The following is a 15,973-nucleotide window of genomic DNA, read 5'->3' on the forward strand; positions in this document are numbered from 1 at the left end:
TCTCAGTAGTGGAGTGAGGTCTTGATGGCCTCGTAGATCTTCAGATGGTCGGGCAGATACTCCTTCTCCAGCGTCAGCGGAAAAGGTGTATCGATGCCGGTCACCCGTTGGATCGGCGACTCCAGGTAAAGAAAGCAGCGCTCCTGAATGGCAGCGGCGATTTCTCCGGCGAAGCCCCCTGTGCGGGGCGCCTCGTGGGTGATGACCAGGCGGCCTGTCTTCAGCACCGACTCGGCGACGGTATCCTCGTCCCAGGGCAGGATGCTGCGCAGATCGATCACTTCGCAGGACACCCCGTCCTTTTCTGCCATCTCCACCGCCCGATCGATCACCTCCATCTGAGCCCCCCAGCCCAGCAGCGTGATATCGGCTCCTTCCTTGGTCACCTCGGCTTCTCCCAGCGGCAGCTGGTAATCCTCTTCCGGGACCTCGCCGGTGGAGGCGCGATAGAGGCGCTTCGGCTCGAAGAACAGCACGGGATCTGGGTCACGAATGGCGGCCAGCAACAGGCCCTTGGCCTCGTAGGGATTGCGCGGCACCACGATCTTGAGACCCGGGGTGTGGGCGAAATAGGCCTCGGGCGACTGGGAGTGATAGAGGCCACCGGAGATACCACCGCCGTAGGGCGCGCGGATGGTCAACCCGCCGACGTTGAACAGATCGCCGGAGCGGTAGCGAAACTTGGCGGTCTCGTTGACGATCTGGTCGAAGGCCGGAAAGATGTAGTCGGCGAACTGGATCTCCGCCACCGGCACCGATCCTTGTGCCGCCAGCCCATTGGCGAAGCCGATGATGCCCTGCTCCACCAATGGCGTGTTGAAGCAGCGCGCCTTGCCGTACTTTTCCTGAAGGTGACTGGTCGCACGGAAGACGCCACCGAAGCCCCCGACGTCCTCACCGAAGCACAGCACCTTGTCGTCTTCGGCCATGGCGATGTCCAGCGCCTGGTTGATGGCCTGCAGCATATTGATGGTCGGCATCTCAGTCCCCTCCCTGGTCGGCATCGCGATGGCTCAACGCCGGGTCCAGCGACCTGGCCCCACGCGGATAGGCCTCCGGGTAGCGACGAACATGCTGCTTGAGAGCATCGAGCTGATGCTGCAGCGCAGGCGTCACGTCGGCATAGACGTCGGTGACCATGGTATCGATCGCCGGAGGTGGGCGCTTTTCGGCCCGTTTCATGGTTTCCAGCACCTCGCGACGCAGTTCGTCCTGCAACGCCTTTTCCTCGTCTTCGCTCCACCAGCCCTGGGCCTCGAGCCACAGCTGCATGCGCCGGATCGGGTCCTTGGCCCGCCAGGCGTCCTCTTCCTTGCGCGAACGATAGCCCGAGGGGTCATCGGAAGAGCTGTGGGCCGCCAGACGGTAGGTCATGGCCTCGATCAGTACGGGCTTGTTCTCCTCCACCGCCAGACGCCGCGCCTTTTCGGTGGCCCGGTAGACCGCCAGCACGTCGTTGCCGTCCACGCGGATCACGTGCATGCGATATCCCAGCGCCCTGGGCGCCACGCCATCCGCGGCGAACTGCTCCACCGACGGCGTGGAAATGGCATAGCCATTGTTGCGACAGAAGAAGATCACCGGCGCTTCGTGTACCGCCGCCATGTTGAGCGCCGCATGGAAGTCACCCTCGGAGGCAGCGCCCTCGCCAAAGTAGACGATGGTGCAGAGGCCCTCTCCCGCCAGCTTCTGGCCATAGGCATAGCCCGTGGCCTGGGGAATCTGTGTCGCCAGCGGCGATGAAATGGTCATGTAGTGCAGCTTGCGCGACCCGTAGTGGATCGGCATCTGCCGGCCCTTGCCGTAATCCAGTTCATTGCCAAACAGCTGGTTCATGAACTCGTCGAAGCTGAAGCCGCGATAGGCCAAGGCGCCCTGCTCTCGGTACTGAGCCATGATCATGTCGGCGTCATCCAGGGCGGCGGCGCTGCCGATGACCGCCGCTTCCTCGCCGGTGCACTGCATGTAGAAGCTCAGGCGTCCCTGACGCTGCGCCGCCATCATGCGCTCGTCCAGCACCCGGGTGGCCACCATGGCGTGGTAGATTCTCAGCGCCTTGTCGCGCTCGAGATCCGGCCCTTCGGCGCCGTCATGGAGGGTGCCGTCCTGGGATAGCACCGCATAGGTGGGAATGCTGTATTCGTCGCCGGACAGAAAGTCCGGGCGGTGGGTCTGTGCGGTCGTCGTCATCGTGCTGTTCCTTTGCCCCTTTTGAGGGCAGTGTTGTCTTTATTCCCGCCCCTTGCCAGGGGATTGCCCGTGGCGGGACCAACGCACTGACTTGACGTTAACGTAAACTGAGACGCCTGCCTAGCCGCGACTTTGGTCGAAAATTCGTCTCGAATTGCCTCGATGGACCGCTTTGCGGCGAGCACCATGGGACGCCCGAACCGGGCCACCGTGACGGGGAGACTGGCTGGTGAGAGACGCAGGCCACCACGAAGCCCCCCTCTCTGCACGGGGGCTTCGCGGATACGGAGATCAGGAAAGGGAAAGCGGACCAGGTCTCGGTGTTCGGACCCGGACGACGCCATCAGGCCCGGCGAGCAGGAGCCAGGCGCGCGAACACGCTGTCCACCGTCAGCGCCAGCAGTGCAATCAGCACTGCGCCCTGGACGATGTAGGCGGTGTTGCCATTGACGATACCGGAGATGATCGGGTCCCCAAGGTTGCTTGAACCAACGGTAGCACCCAGGGCGGCGGTGGCGATGTTGATCGTCACCGAGGTGCGAATACCGGCCAGGATCACCGGTGCCGCCAGCGGCAATTCCACCTGGCGCAGGATCTGGCCACTGGTCATGCCCATGCCACGGGCGGCCTCCCGCACCGAGGGATCGATACCCTCGATCCCGGCGAGAGTGTTACGCACGATGGGCAGCAGACCATAGAGCAGCAATGCCACCACGATGGGCAGGGTGCCGAAACCCAGCACCGGCACCGCCAGCGCCAGTACCGCCACCGGAGGAAACGTCTGTCCCAGCGATGCCACCTGGGCGACCAGCGGCAAAAAATCGCGTCCTCCCGGACGGGTGACGGCGATGGCGCCGCCCACCCCGATCAAGGTAGCCAGCACGGCGGCAACGCTGACCACCAGCAGATGGCGTCCCAACAACACCAGAAAGTCCACCCGCGAGAAGATCACGTCACGGCTATCGGGCTCGACCCAGCGAAACAGCGCTTCCAGCTGCCCCATCAACAGACAGCCCGCCAGCAGCAACAGCCCCCAGATGACAGGAACCCGCCAGCGGCTGGCCCAGTGCTCAGTCATGGCCCCGGGCTCCCACCAGCCGACGAAAGCTCAGTTCGCCGATCGGAATATCATCGTCATCGACCACCGCCAGGCGCTCGACCCGGCGCCATAGCATCACCGATAGCGCCTCCCTGAGCGAGGCGCCCTGGTCGATCCGCTCGCGCGCCACGCCACCGGTGCCCAGAGGCATCATGCGCTCGCTGACCGGCAGCAGCGCTGCCTCCTTGAGGCCGCGATCCTCGCCCCCCAGCAACGAGGCGACGAAATCGTTGGCGGGGTCTCTCAGCACGCTCAATGGATGCCCCTGCTGCATGATCTGCCCTTCGTGCATCACCACCAGCCGGTCAGCCAGGGTCAGGGCCTCGTCCATGTCGTGGGTCACGAATACGATGGTCTTGCCCAGCCGCGCCTGAAGATCACGCAGCTCCAGTTGCAGGCTCTCGCGGGTGATCGGGTCCAGGGCGCCAAACGGCTCGTCCATCAGGAGGATATCCGGGTCCGCCGCCAGGGCGCGGGCGACCCCGACCCGCTGCGCCTGCCCCCCGGACAACTGGTCGGGGTACTTGCCGGCAAATTCGTCCATCGACAGCCCCAGCAAGGCCATCAACTCCTCGACCCGTGCGTCGATCCTGGCCTTTGGCCACTTGAGCAGTCGCGGCACCAGGCCGATGTTGCGCGCCACGGTCCAGTGGGGGAACAGACCGGTGCTCTGGATGGCGTAGCCGATCCGGCGCCTCAGCGTCTCTTCCCTGAAGCTGCGAATGGGCTGCTGGTCGATATGGATCTCGCCATCGCTGTGTTCGATCAGCCGGTTGATCATCCTCAGGGTGGTGGACTTGCCGCAGCCGGAGGTCCCCACCAGGCAGCAGAACTCCCCGCTCTCCACCTTCAGCGAAATGCTGTCCACCGCAGTGGTCGACCCGAAACGCTTGCTGATATTGATCAATTCGATCATGCGGCCTCTCCTCTCCCCAGTCGCCTCGACAGGTTGCCGAGTACCGCATCGGCGAGTATTGCCATCACCAGAATGGGCAAGGCCCCCAACAGCACCAGATCCATGGCGGCCTGACCCAGCCCTTGAAAGATGAAACGCCCGAGCCCACCGGCGCCGATCAGGGCCGCCACCGCGGTCAGGCCAATGGCCTGCACCGTGGTGATGCGCACCCCTTCCAGCAGTACCGGCACCGCCAGTGGCAGGCGCACCTGAAAGAAGATTTGCAACCGACTCATGCCCATGCCGCGCGCCGCCTCGATCACACCGGGGGAAACGCCCTCCAGGGCAACAAAGGTGTTTCTGACCATCGGCAACAGGCTGTAGGCCACCAGGGCCAGTAGCGCCGGCGCCCAACCGATGCCGCTGATGCCGAGCGAATCGACCCAGGGGTAGCGATTGGCAAGCCAGGCCAGCGGTCCGAGCAACAAGCCGAACAAGGCCAGACTGGGGATCGTCTGCAGGAAATTGAGTACCGCGAAGGCGCCCCGTTGCGCTTCGGGATAGCGCCGCATCAGCAGCGCGATGCCGGCGCCGAGGACCAGACTGACGCCGACGGTGGTAGTGACCAGCAGCAGGTGCTCGCCGATGGCCAGCCAGAAGTCATCGGCACGGCCCTGGTACTCCTGCCACAACGCCAGACGATTCAGCCCCAGCGGCAGGCAGACGGCGAGCAGCGCCAGCGGAGTCAGCATCAAGAGCCAGGACACCCCGGTCGACAGCCGCTGTCGAGTCCGCAGGTCCAAAAGCGCCAACATCAGCACAAACAGCGCACACCAGATGCCTGAACCGATCCCGAGCCGCGCCTGGGGCAGCTCAGGATCGATAAGCTGGTGCACCGCCAACACCAGCCACAGCGGCAGGCCTGCCAGCGCCAGCAGCACCAGCCCAAGCGAGCGCCAGCCGGGGCCAGCGCTACGCGCCGACAATGCCGCAAGGCCCATGGGCAGGCTGGCCAGCAGCGCCATGGCGGGCCCGGCCACCTCCCAGGCGTAGAGAGCCTCGCCGGGCACAATACGATTCGGTGCGACGCTGACCACAGGCAAGGCCCACCAGGCACCGAGCCCCACCAGCATCAGAGTCAGCAATACCGTATTGCCGCGCTCACCGTTCACTGCACTCAAGAGACCGATGGCTCAGTCCTCGAGAGTCGACAGGTAGTCGGCGGCCACCTTCGCCGGGTCCAGACCGTTCACCGCCACGTCACCGTTGAGACGCTGCAGGGTCTCCAGATCCAGCGACTGGAACACCGGCGCCAGAGCCTCTTCGATCTCGGGGTGAGCCTCGAGCACCTCCTTGCGCACGACGGGAGCCGGCTGATAGACCGGCTGAACACCCTTGGTGTCGGTCATCACGGTGAGGTCCAGCGCCTGCAGGCCACCATCGGTGCCGTAGGTCATCGCAGAATTCACGCCGCTGGTCTGCTGGGCCGCGGCGCGCATGGTCGCGGCGGTGTTGCCCCCGGAGAGTACCAGCAGGTCATCATCGTCCAGAGAGAAGCCGTAAGCCTCCTCGAACGCCGGCAAGGCAAAGGCGGACTCGACGAAATCGGTACTGGCCGCGAGCTTGTATTCGCCCCCCTGGTTGATGAAGTCAGCCATGTCTTCCAGGGTCTCGAGCCCGTTGTCACGGGCGACGTCTCCGCGCACGCTGATGGCGTAGGTATTATTGGCCGAGGCCGGCTCGAGCCATACCAGCCCCTGCTCGGCGTCCTTGCTCTTCACCGTTTCATAGGCCTTGTCCGCGTCATGCCACACCGGGCTGTCGGTCATGTCGTGGAAGAAGGCACCGTTGCCGGTGTATTCCGGATAGATATCGATCTCGCCGTTGATCAAGGCCTCGCGCACGATGCTGGTGCCGCCAAGCTGAAGCCGGTCCTCGACCTCGAGCCCTGCCGCTTCCAGGCGCTGCAGGATCATCTGACCCAGCACAGAGCCCTCGGTATCGATCTTGGAGGACACCACCAGCGGGTCCTGTGCTTGAACCTGCCCCGCCAGGGCAGAGGCGACCATCACGGCTAACACCAGGGGACGTTTCATATATCTCACCCAATTCCTTGTGTGTGTATGCTGAGTATAAGGAGGCAAGGCCAAGCCTGCTGAACGTTTCACCAACGTGAGTCCATCATGACCTCATGCCAAGGCGCAACCACCGCCGTCCAGCTCGGCGCAGTACCCAACCATCCCATGGTGCGTGATCTGGCATGGCTGATGACGGCTCCCGACCTGATCGACACCGACTGGCCCGGGCGTCCGAGTCTGACCCAGCTCGGGCTGGGCGAGCCGGAGCACCGACACGCCTATCTGGCGGCCATCGACGCCGACCCGAGCACACTGGAGGCGATGGTGGGGCGCACCGCCACCACCCGGCTTGGACAATATCACGAGTTTCTTTGGCAATTTTTGCTCTCTACGGCACCGGCTACCGAGTTGCTGGCTCACAATGTGCCTATTCGAGAAGAAAAGCGGACCCTGGGCGAACTGGACCTGCTCTACCGCAACGCCGATGGGCGCCTTCAACACCTGGAAGTGGCGATCAAGTTCTTTCTCGGCCTCCCCTGCGGTCCGGGGGACTCGGGCGATACCTGTCGCTGGATAGGCCCCGGGGGGCTGGACAGCCTGGCGCTGAAGGTCAGCCATCTGTTGCATCATCAACTGCCCCTGCTGCAGAGCCAGCGCGCCCGAGAGCTTTTGCGTCTGGGCCTGAATGGCGGCCCCGCCAACACGATCAAAGGAGCTCCCCTGGCGTCACTGCAACACGGAATCGAGGCCCACCTGGCGATGCCCGGGGTGTTGTTTCAACCCTGGCACTGTCCCATGGCGCTACCCCGCGGCGTGCCGGATTCGGCGCTACAGGGGCTCTGGTGTCACTGGCGCGACTGGTCGGCCCTGTGCCGACAGTTCGAGAACATGCGCTTCGGTACCTGCCTGGCGAAACCCCATTGGCTGGCCCCGCCACAACCGCGACACTGGAGCAGCCGTGACGACCTGACGCGCGCGCTGGCGGCACATTTTGCCACCTATGCGACACCGGTACAGGTGATGCTGACCGAGGACCCCCTGCGCTTCGAGCGAGAGGCACTGGACCCGCCGCTGGATGGCTCATGGGTCCTTGGCCAGGATGCCGATGAGCCTGCCACCCCGCACACGAAAAATGCGCCACCCGCGGCATGCGGACGGCGCATCTTCGTGGTCGGCGACGACTGGCCCCGACAGGTCCCCCTGCCGCCCCGCGCGGTGCACAAGCGACAGGCGACTAAGGGCTGAGCTCAGCCCTTGTCGACCACCCAGGTGGTACCTTCGCGGGAGTCCTTGAGCACGATCCCCAGGGCGGCGAGCTCGTCGCGGATGCGGTCCGCTTCGGCGAACTGCCTGGCCTTCTTGGCCTCCGCCCGCGCCGCGATACGCGCATTGATCTCGTCTTCGGACAGCGCTACCGAACCACCCTTGAGGAAGGCGGCCGGCTCCTGGGTCAACAAGCCCAGGATACCGCCCAGACGCTTGAGCTCGAGCGCCAGGGCAGGAACGTCATCGCTGCCTTCCTTGCGCGCACGATTGAGCTCGCGTACCAGTTCGAACAGCACCGACAGGGCCTCCGGCGTGTTGAAGTCGTCGTCCATGGCGGCGCTGAAGCGGGCGGCGTAGTCGCCCGGCCCCACTTCGATTTCCGCCGGCAGCGCGACACCGTCAAGCGCGGTATAGAAGCGCTCGAGTGACTTGCGTGCCTCGCCAAGCGCTTCAGGGGCGTAGTTGATGGCACTGCGATAGTGGCTTGCCACCAGCAGATACCGGACCACCTCTGGATCGTGGTGCTCCAGCACCTCGCGAATGGTGAAGAAGTTGCCCAGTGACTTCGACATCTTTTCGCTGTCGACCCGCACCGCTCCGGCGTGCATCCAGGTATTGACGTAGCGCTCGCCTGTGGCCGCCTCGCTCTGGGCGATCTCGTTCTCGTGGTGCGGGAAGGTCAGGTCCGGACCTCCACCGTGGATGTCGAAGGTGTTGCCCAGGCAGCAGGTGGACATTGCCGAACATTCGATATGCCAACCCGGACGCCCCTCGCCCCAGGGAGAGGCCCAGCTGGCCTCACCCGGCTTGGCACCCTTCCACAGCACGAAGTCCAGCGGATCTTCCTTGTGCTCGTCGACCTCGACGCGGGCGCCGGAGCGCATATCGTCGAGGTTACGATTATTGAGCTTGCCGTAGCCTTCGAACTTGCGCACGCGATAGTAGACATCGCCGTTACCCGGCGCGTAGGCAAAGCCCTTGTCGATCAGCACCTCGATCATGGCGATGATCTCGGCCACGTGACCGGTGGCCCTGGGCTCCTGGTCCGGACGCTGGACAAACAGTCGACCTTCATCCTCGTGCATGGCGTCGATCATGCGCTCGGTCAGTTCACCGATGCTCTCGCCGTTCTCTTCGGCGCGACGCAGGATCTTGTCGTCGATATCGGTGATGTTGCGCACGTAGGTGACGTCATAGCCACGATGGCGCAGATAGCGGCTGATGACATCGAAGGCGACCATGACCCGGGCATGTCCCAGGTGGCAGAAGTCATACACCGTCATGCCACAGACGTACATGCGTACCTTGCCCGGCTCGATGGGCGTGAACTCTTCCTTGGTGCGGCTCAGCGTGTTGTAGATCTGCATGTCAGCCCTTCTTCTGCATCTTGGCCCAGGTGTCCTTGAGACCGACCGTGCGATTGAACACCAGGTGATCGGGGCGGCTGGCGTAGCGGTCGGCACAGAAGTAGCCGACGCGCTCGAACTGATAGCGATCCTCGTTGCCGGCATCAGCCAGGCTCGGCTCGCCGACACCCTGGACGGTCACCAGCGACTCGGGGTTCAGGTGCTCGAGGAAATCGGCGTCCTTGTCCTTGTCCGGCTGCTCGACCAGGAACAGATTGTCGTAGAGCCGCACCTCGATCGGCACCCCGTGGCTGGCACTGACCCAGTGGATGACCCCTTTCACCTTGCGCCCTTCCGGGTTCTTGCCCAGGGTGTCGAAGTCCACACTGCAACGCAGCTCCTGGATCTCGCCCGCCTCGTCCTTGACCACCTCGTCGCAACGGATCACGTAGCTGTTGCGAAGGCGAACTTCCTTGCCCGGGGCCAGACGGAAGAACTTCTTCGGCGGCTCTTCCATGAAATCGTCGCGGTCGATCCACAGCTCTCGGGTAAAGGGGATACGGCGTACCGGCATGTCGTCACGGGCCGGGTGTCCCGCCACCTCGTAGACCTCTTCGTGGTCGGCGTCGACATTGGTCAACACCACCTTGAGTGGCTTCAGCACGCACATGGCACGAGGCGCATTGTCCTCGAGGTCGGAGCGGATGGCATGGGTCAACATGGCAATGTCCACCAGACCGCCGTCGGCCCGGGTCACACCGATCATCTCGCAGAACTTGCGAATCGACGCCGGTGTATAACCGCGCCGACGCATCCCGGAGATGGTAGGCATGCGCGGATCATCCCAGCCATCGACGATGCCGTTGTCGACCAGCAGCTTGAGCTTGCGCTTGGAGGTCAGGGTATAGTTCAGATTCAGGCGCGCAAACTCGATCTGCCGGGGCTTGGCCGGCACCGGCAGCTGCTCGAGAAACCATTCGTAGAGCGGCCTGTGGTCCTCGAACTCCAGGGTGCAGACCGAGTGGGTAATCCCTTCGATGGCGTCAGACTGCCCGTGGGTGAAGTCGTAGGACGGATAGATCTTCCACTTGTCGCCGGTCTGGTGGTGGCTGGCATGCCGAATGCGATACAGGATCGGGTCGCGCAGGTTGATGTTGGGCGAGGCCATGTCGATCTTCGCGCGCAGCACCTTTTCGCCTTCGGCAAATTCCCCCTGGCGCATGCGCTCGAGCAGATCGAGGTTCTCCTCTGCGCTGCGGTCGCGGTAGGGACTGGGGCGACCGGCTTCGGTCAGGGTACCGCGGTATTCGCGAATCTCGTCCGGAGACAGATCATCGACATAGGCCTTGCCTTCCTTCACCAGATGCTGCGCCCAAGCGTAGAGCTGGTCGAAGTAGTCGGAGGCGAAACGAATGTCGCCCGCCCACTGGAAGCCCAGCCAGTGCACGTCTTCCTTGATGGCGTCGATGTAGGCCTGCTCTTCCTTGGCGGGATTGGTGTCATCGAAGCGAAGATGGCAGTCACCACCGAACTGCTCCGCGAGTCCGAAGTTGAGACAGATCGACTTGGCGTGCCCGATGTGCAAGAAGCCATTCGGCTCGGGGGGGAATCGCGTCACGATCTTCTGTGACCGTCCGGCCTCGATTTCCTCGCGAATCTGATTGCGAATGAAATTCGGCGCGTTGCTGGTCTCGGTGGTCATGTTGATGAATCAACCTCTGGTGAAGTAAGGGCTTTGAAGGGCACAGATCCGCCCCCGGCTTCGCGCTGCGAAGCAAAACGGCTATTATAGCGTCACGCCAGGGCCCGGCGCCAAGCCGGGCCGAGAACGAGAAAGGCGCCAAGAGGCGCTGTAAACGCTACAGGACCACTCCATGATCATTCTGCAGACCAATTTTGGCGACATCTCGATCGAACTCAACCATGAAGAGGCGCCAAAGACCGCGGCCAACTTCGAGCAGTACGTCCGCGATGGCTTCTACGATGGCACCCTTTTCCATCGCGTGATCGACGGCTTCATGGTCCAGGGCGGCGGCTTCGACAGCAACTTCGAGCAGAAGCCCACGCGTGACCCCATCGAGAACGAAGCGGACAATGGCCTCAAGAACGCCACCGGCACCCTGGCCATGGCGCGGACCCAGGACCCTCACTCCGCCACCGCCCAGTTCTTCATCAATGTGGCCGACAACGACTTCCTCAATCATACCGGCAAGAACATGCAGGGCTGGGGCTACTGTGTCTTCGGTCGTGTGGTCGACGGCATGGACGTGGTCAACCGGATCAAGGACGTGGCCACCACCCGACGCGGCATGCACGCCGACGTCCCTGCCGAGGACGTGATCATCCAGCGCGCCTACGTCAAGGACGACGCCTGATCCTCCTGCCTTTCCACCGAGCACGCCCGCGCTGCGGGCGTGCTGCGTTCAGGAGACCATGAACACCATGACCACTCTGTTGATCGCTGACCTGCACCTGCATCCCGAGGCGCCGCAGATCACCCAGGGATTCTTCGACTACCTCGAGCGCAACACCGCCGAAGGCACCGATCTTTACCTGATCGGTGACATCTTCGACGCCTGGATCGGCGACGACCTGATGGATCTCGGCGCCGCGGATCCGTCTGGCCACGCGGCTCTGGCCTGCCAGGTGGCCGAACGCCTCAAGGCTGCCAGCGACGCCGGCATGCGACTTTTCCTGATGCACGGCAACCGCGACTTCCTGCTGGGCGAAAGCTTCGCCCAGCGGGCCGGCGCCACCCTGCTCGACGAACCACAACGACTTGACCTTGGCGGTGAGCCTACCCTGGTGATGCACGGTGACAGCCTGTGCACCAGCGACGAAGCCTACATGGCGTTTCGCGCCAAGGCCCGTGACCCGCAGTGGCAGGCAGGAGTCCTTGCCATGCCGATCCCGGAACGTCTGGCCTTGGCAAGCCAGTTGCGTCAGCAGTCCGGCGAGGCCAACAGCACCAAGGCCGCTGACATCATGGACGTCACCCCCGAGGAAGTCGTCGACGTGATGCAGGCCCACGAGGTTCGCAGGCTGATTCACGGTCATACCCATCGTCCCGCCGTGCATGACTTGAGCCTTGCCGGTCCTCAGGGCGATCCCGTGTCGGCGCAACGTATCGTGGTCGGCGACTGGACCCGCGATCAGGGCTGGGAGGTGCGCATCGAAGACGGCGAGGCCCCATCACTCAACCGCTTTTCCTTCTGACGCAGCCTTTATCGACGCCCTGCCCGCCCCGGGCCTTCGGGCATCGATGACACGCCGGACGCTCAGGCGTCCGGCCCCGCCTCACCCGACGGCCGACGTCGACACTGCTCGAGCGCCCGCTCCAGGCCATCGATATCGAGTTCCATATCCTCAGGCCAGATCATCTCGAGCCGCGAATCCTTGCGCCAGGACGCCTGAGCCTCGTTGCCGGGAACGGACGGAAGCGGGAAGGTACGCCAGCCCCGGCCGGTTCGCATGACCCCTTTCACCCGCACGCCAGATGGCAGTTGCTTCCACCACTGCTCCAGCGCTGCGAGATCGAAACACTCCTCGCGGTGCCAATGCCAGCTGGCGGAGCGATAGCCCAGGCCGTGACCGTTCTGTCTTGCTGCTCCACCGGCGATGGGCGCCGGGGCCTCCGACGTACTAGGCGGAGAGTCGAATGCTTCGGCATGCAGCGAAGGCCGACGCAGCAGCAGACTCTGAGCATCGCGACGAGCGTTCTGACGGCATCGCGCCGGGGAGTCGAGCAGATGGCTGATCGGCAACCCTTTCGCGCCGCTTGGCACCATCCAGGATGGTGCCAAGCCACTCTCCTGGCGCCATCGCTCGACCCCTTGGCGATGCTCGTCCTCGAGCAGGTCCTGCATGGACAGCACCCATCCATCGGCCACTGCCAGCTGATCGATAAAGGTGGAGTGGTTAGTGACTCTGGGATCATCGAGACGGCGTGCATCGAACACAGTGATGACCTGGCGGAGATCCAGCACCTGGGCAAGATCGCCGCCCCCCAGCACCTCCAGCAGGCCGGCCGGGTGGCCGAGCCCGGAGGGCTCGATCAGCAGTCGATCTGGCCGTTCGCGGCGCAGCAACTGCACCAGCACCGAGCGGAAGACCGTCGCCACCTGACAGCAGAGACACCCTCCTGGCACCCCCTGCACGGTGACGTCGTCGCGCTCCCCGACTATCGCTTGGTCGATGCCCACCTGACCAAATTCATTGATCAGGATTGCCCACCGCTCACCAACGGGTTTGCGATCGATCCAATGGCGGATCAACTGGCTCTTGCCGCTGCCGAGAAATCCGGTGATGACATGGGTGGGGATGCTGGCCAGTGGTTGCATGACGGTTCTTGGCTCCGGCTAGAAGATTGGCAGCAGATAACGACCAACAAGATAACGGTATAAATATAAACAGCCTATGCCGAGGCCTTGTGCGACGCTATACCCTGAACGCCGTATGCGCTCCACCAGAACGTAAGATAACGGTATAAAAAGAACCATCGAGCAGGTACGCAATACCCGAAACATCGCTCCAACAATCGTTCCAACAGGACTTCACAGGCCGGCGCCAACGAAAAGGAGCGCCAGATGGCGCTCCTTTTCGACAGCGGGGGGACCGCGACACGCGTACGGCCCGTCTCCGCGCTGGCTAGACGAGTTGGCTAGTAACGCTCGATCTCGCCGGTATCGCGTAGATGGGTCAACAGGCCATCCAGCACCGCCTGGGCACGCAGCCGCTCGGCCATGCTGGCGACAAACTGCTCCATCTGCTGGTTACCCTCACCCTGGCCAATGCTCTCCAGGGCAATAAGACTGACATCGGCGCCATCGACCGCCCGGCCGTAAACCACCTGGCCCTCTTCAGGATGCGGCAGCTTGAACGCGGTGGTCAGCACTGCATCGGGTACGCTGGGCGCGTCCTGACGGCTGATGCTGTCGACACGCTGCCAATCGATGTCCAGAGACTGGCCACCCTGCAGCTGCGACACTCGCTCTTCAGCAAGCTCGATCAAGGCGTCGCGGGTCTTGGCTTGACGCACCGCCGCTTCGACCTGGTCCTTCACCTGCTCCAGCGGGAGCGTCGCCGCGTCGCGGTGATCGAGCACCCGCAGCACCAGACGCCGTGAACCATCCAGCTCGATGACCTCGCTGTTGAAGCCCTCTCCAAGCACCTCATCGCTGAAGGCCTGATCCATCACGCCAGGTTCGGCCAGTACGCCTTCAGCGCCTTCACGACCGACCCAATCACTGGTCTGACGCTCGAGTCCAAGGTCGTCAGCCACACTCTGAAGATCGTCGGCAGCGAAGCTCTCGTCGATCAACTGCTGGGCCTTGTCATTGAAGGCGTCACGCACCTGTGCCTGAGCAAGCTGATCACGCAGACGGTCACGCTCGGAGGCAAAGTCCGCACGATCGATCTCGGTCACCTTGATCAGGTGCAGTCCGTTGTCGGTCTCGACCGCCTCGGAGACCTGGCCCTCGTCGAGGGCAAAGGCGGCCTCTTCAAAGGCCTCGCCGAAGATACCCCGGGTGATCACCCCAAGATCGCCACCATCGTCGCTGGTGGATGTGTCATCGGAGAACTCGGCCGCCAGATCGTCGAACGCGTCGCCATCGGCCAGTCGCGCCTTGATGGCTTCGATACGGGCCTCGGCCTCGTCTCTGCTGCGCTCGTCGCCGAAGGTCACCATGATATGTGATATCTGACGATCGGCGTTCTCCGCCTGGGCTTCCCAGGCTTCGCGCAGGTCCTCCTCGCTCACCTCGATATCGGCGGCCATGGCCTCCTGATCGAGCACGATGTAACCGAGCTTGACCTGCTCCGGCCGCAGGAATTCCTGCTGATGCTCGTTGTAGTAGGCTGTCATTTCCGCCTGAGACACCTCGACAGGCGCCTCGAGGTCCGCCTCGGTCAGCCGGTGGTAGCGGAAACTACGCGTCTGGCGCTGCAACTCGGCAAGCCGCTCGCGTTCACCTGGCAAGGTGAAGTCGCTGGCGATCAGGCCTTGCTGAATGTGCCCGCGCATGACGTCACGACTGAGCTGCTCGCGGAAGGACAATGGCGTATAGCCGACACTTGATAGACGGCTGCGGAAGAGCTCCTGGTCGAACTGGCCATCGGCATTCTGAAACTCCGGGCGACTGACGATCAACTGGTCGAGTTGATTGTCCGAAACCGCTAGTCCGCCGTTCTTGGCGTAGTCGATCATCAAGCGGTCACTGATCAAGCCTTCGAGCACTTCGCCGCGCAGCGCGCGCTCCTGGTCGGCCGGCACCTGGTTGGAGCGCATGGCGCGCTGGACATTCAGTTCGACCTGCTGGCGATTGATGGGCTCACCATTGACCGTGGCGACCTCATCGCCGGATTGTCCGAATAGACCAATCAACGACTCCACGCCAAACAGTGCCATGGTGACGATCACGGCACCAATGATGATCTTTGCGATCCAGCTCTGGGATCGGTCGCGAATACTCTGCAGCATGCATGCCTCTGCGAAAGGATGGGGATTCGTCGCGCACCAGTATACGCACCCGAGGGCCTGGCGCGACCTCCCCCAAACTCATGAAAAAGGCGCACCGCGATAGCGATGCGCCCTTGGCGAGTCCGGCGTAGGCGGTGGCCGCCAGACTCGTGTCAACGTGACGATGCTCGACGTGCCGCCGAGACCACGCGTCTTAGTTGACGGAATCCTTCAGAGCCTTGCCGGCCTTGAAGCTCGGCACCTTGGCGGCACTGATTTCGATCGGCTGACCGGTCTGCGGGTTGCGGCCGGTACGTGCAGCGCGCTCCTTGACGGAGAAGGTACCAAAGCCAACCAGTGAAACGCTGTCGCCCTGCTTCAGGCTCTCGGTCACGGATTCCACCATAGCATCCAGCGCGCGAGAAGCGGCGGCCTTCGGAATATCGGCAGACGCGGCAATGGCATCAATCAGCTCGGACTTGTTCACACTTCACCCCTTGACTATTACAGAAAAAAATTCGAAACGGCGATACTTCTTGCCGACAGGCTCGATCGCAGCATGGCGATAATTTATAGCAATGCTGCAAAAGACCTGTCAAGCAACCTTCCTTGCCAATCCGCATGAACTCGGCATTCTAC

General features: G+C 63.2%; 14 protein-coding genes. 3 read left to right on the plus strand and 11 right to left on the minus strand.

What is annotated here, in order from left to right:
- Positions 1-2 precede the first annotated feature (2 nt).
- From NFG57_RS10415 to NFG57_RS10440, 6 genes are all read right to left on the minus strand, one after another.
- On the minus strand, positions 3-980 hold the full coding sequence (locus tag NFG57_RS10415; protein ID WP_045993737.1) for a transketolase C-terminal domain-containing protein: 978 nt from the start codon (positions 978-980) through the stop codon (positions 3-5).
- A gap of 1 nt (position 981) precedes the next feature.
- A complete protein-coding gene (locus NFG57_RS10420) occupies positions 982-2,190 on the minus strand; it encodes a thiamine pyrophosphate-dependent dehydrogenase E1 component subunit alpha (protein WP_045993738.1) in 1,209 nt (402 codons plus the stop codon).
- 343 nt (positions 2,191-2,533) lie between these two features.
- The gene (locus NFG57_RS10425) at positions 2,534-3,268 is read right to left on the minus strand and encodes an ABC transporter permease (RefSeq protein WP_045993739.1); all 735 of its coding nucleotides are present in this window, start codon (positions 3,266-3,268) and stop codon (positions 2,534-2,536) included.
- Positions 3,261-4,205: an ABC transporter ATP-binding protein gene (locus tag NFG57_RS10430; RefSeq protein ID WP_045993740.1), complete on the minus strand. Its 945-nt coding sequence runs from the start codon at positions 4,203-4,205 to the stop codon at positions 3,261-3,263. The genes NFG57_RS10425 and NFG57_RS10430 overlap by 8 nt, the downstream gene beginning before the upstream one ends.
- Positions 4,202-5,356 (minus strand): ABC transporter permease, encoded by a 1,155-nt coding sequence (locus NFG57_RS10435; protein WP_348816174.1) that lies wholly within the window; start codon positions 5,354-5,356, stop codon positions 4,202-4,204. The genes NFG57_RS10430 and NFG57_RS10435 overlap by 4 nt, the downstream gene beginning before the upstream one ends.
- 21 nt (positions 5,357-5,377) lie before the next feature.
- Positions 5,378-6,280 (minus strand): ABC transporter substrate-binding protein, encoded by a 903-nt coding sequence (locus NFG57_RS10440; RefSeq protein ID WP_045993742.1) that lies wholly within the window; start codon positions 6,278-6,280, stop codon positions 5,378-5,380.
- 87 nt (positions 6,281-6,367) lie between these two features.
- Between NFG57_RS10440 and NFG57_RS10445 the strand changes: the two genes are divergently transcribed.
- A complete protein-coding gene (locus tag NFG57_RS10445) occupies positions 6,368-7,507 on the plus strand; it encodes a DUF1853 family protein (RefSeq protein WP_348814265.1) in 1,140 nt (379 codons plus the stop codon).
- Between the two features lie 2 nt (positions 7,508-7,509).
- On the opposite strand, the gene cysS is transcribed toward NFG57_RS10445, so the two are convergent.
- Both cysS and NFG57_RS10455 read right to left on the minus strand, forming a co-directional pair.
- Entirely contained in the window at positions 7,510-8,895 is a 1,386-nt protein-coding gene (gene cysS / locus NFG57_RS10450) for a cysteine--tRNA ligase (protein ID WP_108133375.1), read from the minus strand.
- A 1-nt stretch (position 8,896) separates the two neighbouring features.
- Positions 8,897-10,576 carry a glutamine--tRNA ligase/YqeY domain fusion protein gene (locus tag NFG57_RS10455; protein WP_045993745.1) on the minus strand — a complete coding sequence of 560 codons (1,680 nt, stop codon included), beginning with the start codon at positions 10,574-10,576 and terminating at the stop codon, positions 8,897-8,899.
- Between the two features lie 172 nt (positions 10,577-10,748).
- On the opposite strand from NFG57_RS10455, the gene NFG57_RS10460 reads away from it, so the two are divergent.
- Both NFG57_RS10460 and NFG57_RS10465 read left to right on the plus strand, forming a co-directional pair.
- Positions 10,749-11,249, plus strand: a complete 501-nt coding sequence (locus tag NFG57_RS10460) for a peptidylprolyl isomerase (RefSeq protein ID WP_045993746.1) — start codon at positions 10,749-10,751, stop codon at positions 11,247-11,249.
- Positions 11,250-11,307: 58 nt separating this feature from the next.
- Entirely contained in the window at positions 11,308-12,090 is a 783-nt protein-coding gene (locus tag NFG57_RS10465; protein ID WP_311767537.1) for a UDP-2,3-diacylglucosamine diphosphatase, read from the plus strand.
- Positions 12,091-12,152: 62 nt separating this feature from the next.
- Here NFG57_RS10465 and NFG57_RS10470 read toward each other — a convergent pair whose 3' ends face one another.
- The 3 genes from NFG57_RS10470 to hupB all read right to left on the minus strand — a co-directional run bounded on the left by NFG57_RS10470 (position 12,153) and on the right by hupB (position 15,821).
- Complete coding sequence (locus NFG57_RS10470; RefSeq protein ID WP_348814266.1) at positions 12,153-13,214, minus strand: GTP-binding protein; 1,062 nt, start codon at positions 13,212-13,214, stop codon at positions 12,153-12,155.
- 320 nt (positions 13,215-13,534) lie between these two features.
- Complete coding sequence (locus NFG57_RS10475) at positions 13,535-15,355, minus strand: SurA N-terminal domain-containing protein (protein ID WP_348814267.1); 1,821 nt, start codon at positions 15,353-15,355, stop codon at positions 13,535-13,537.
- 193 nt (positions 15,356-15,548) lie between these two features.
- Complete coding sequence (hupB, locus tag NFG57_RS10480; protein WP_045993749.1) at positions 15,549-15,821, minus strand: nucleoid-associated protein HU-beta; 273 nt, start codon at positions 15,819-15,821, stop codon at positions 15,549-15,551.
- Positions 15,822-15,973 lie beyond the last annotated feature (152 nt).

Origin of the sequence: Halomonas sp. H10-59 (assembly GCF_040070555.1) — a bacterium.
Taxonomy (GTDB): Bacteria; Pseudomonadota; Gammaproteobacteria; order Pseudomonadales; family Halomonadaceae; genus Halomonas; species Halomonas litopenaei.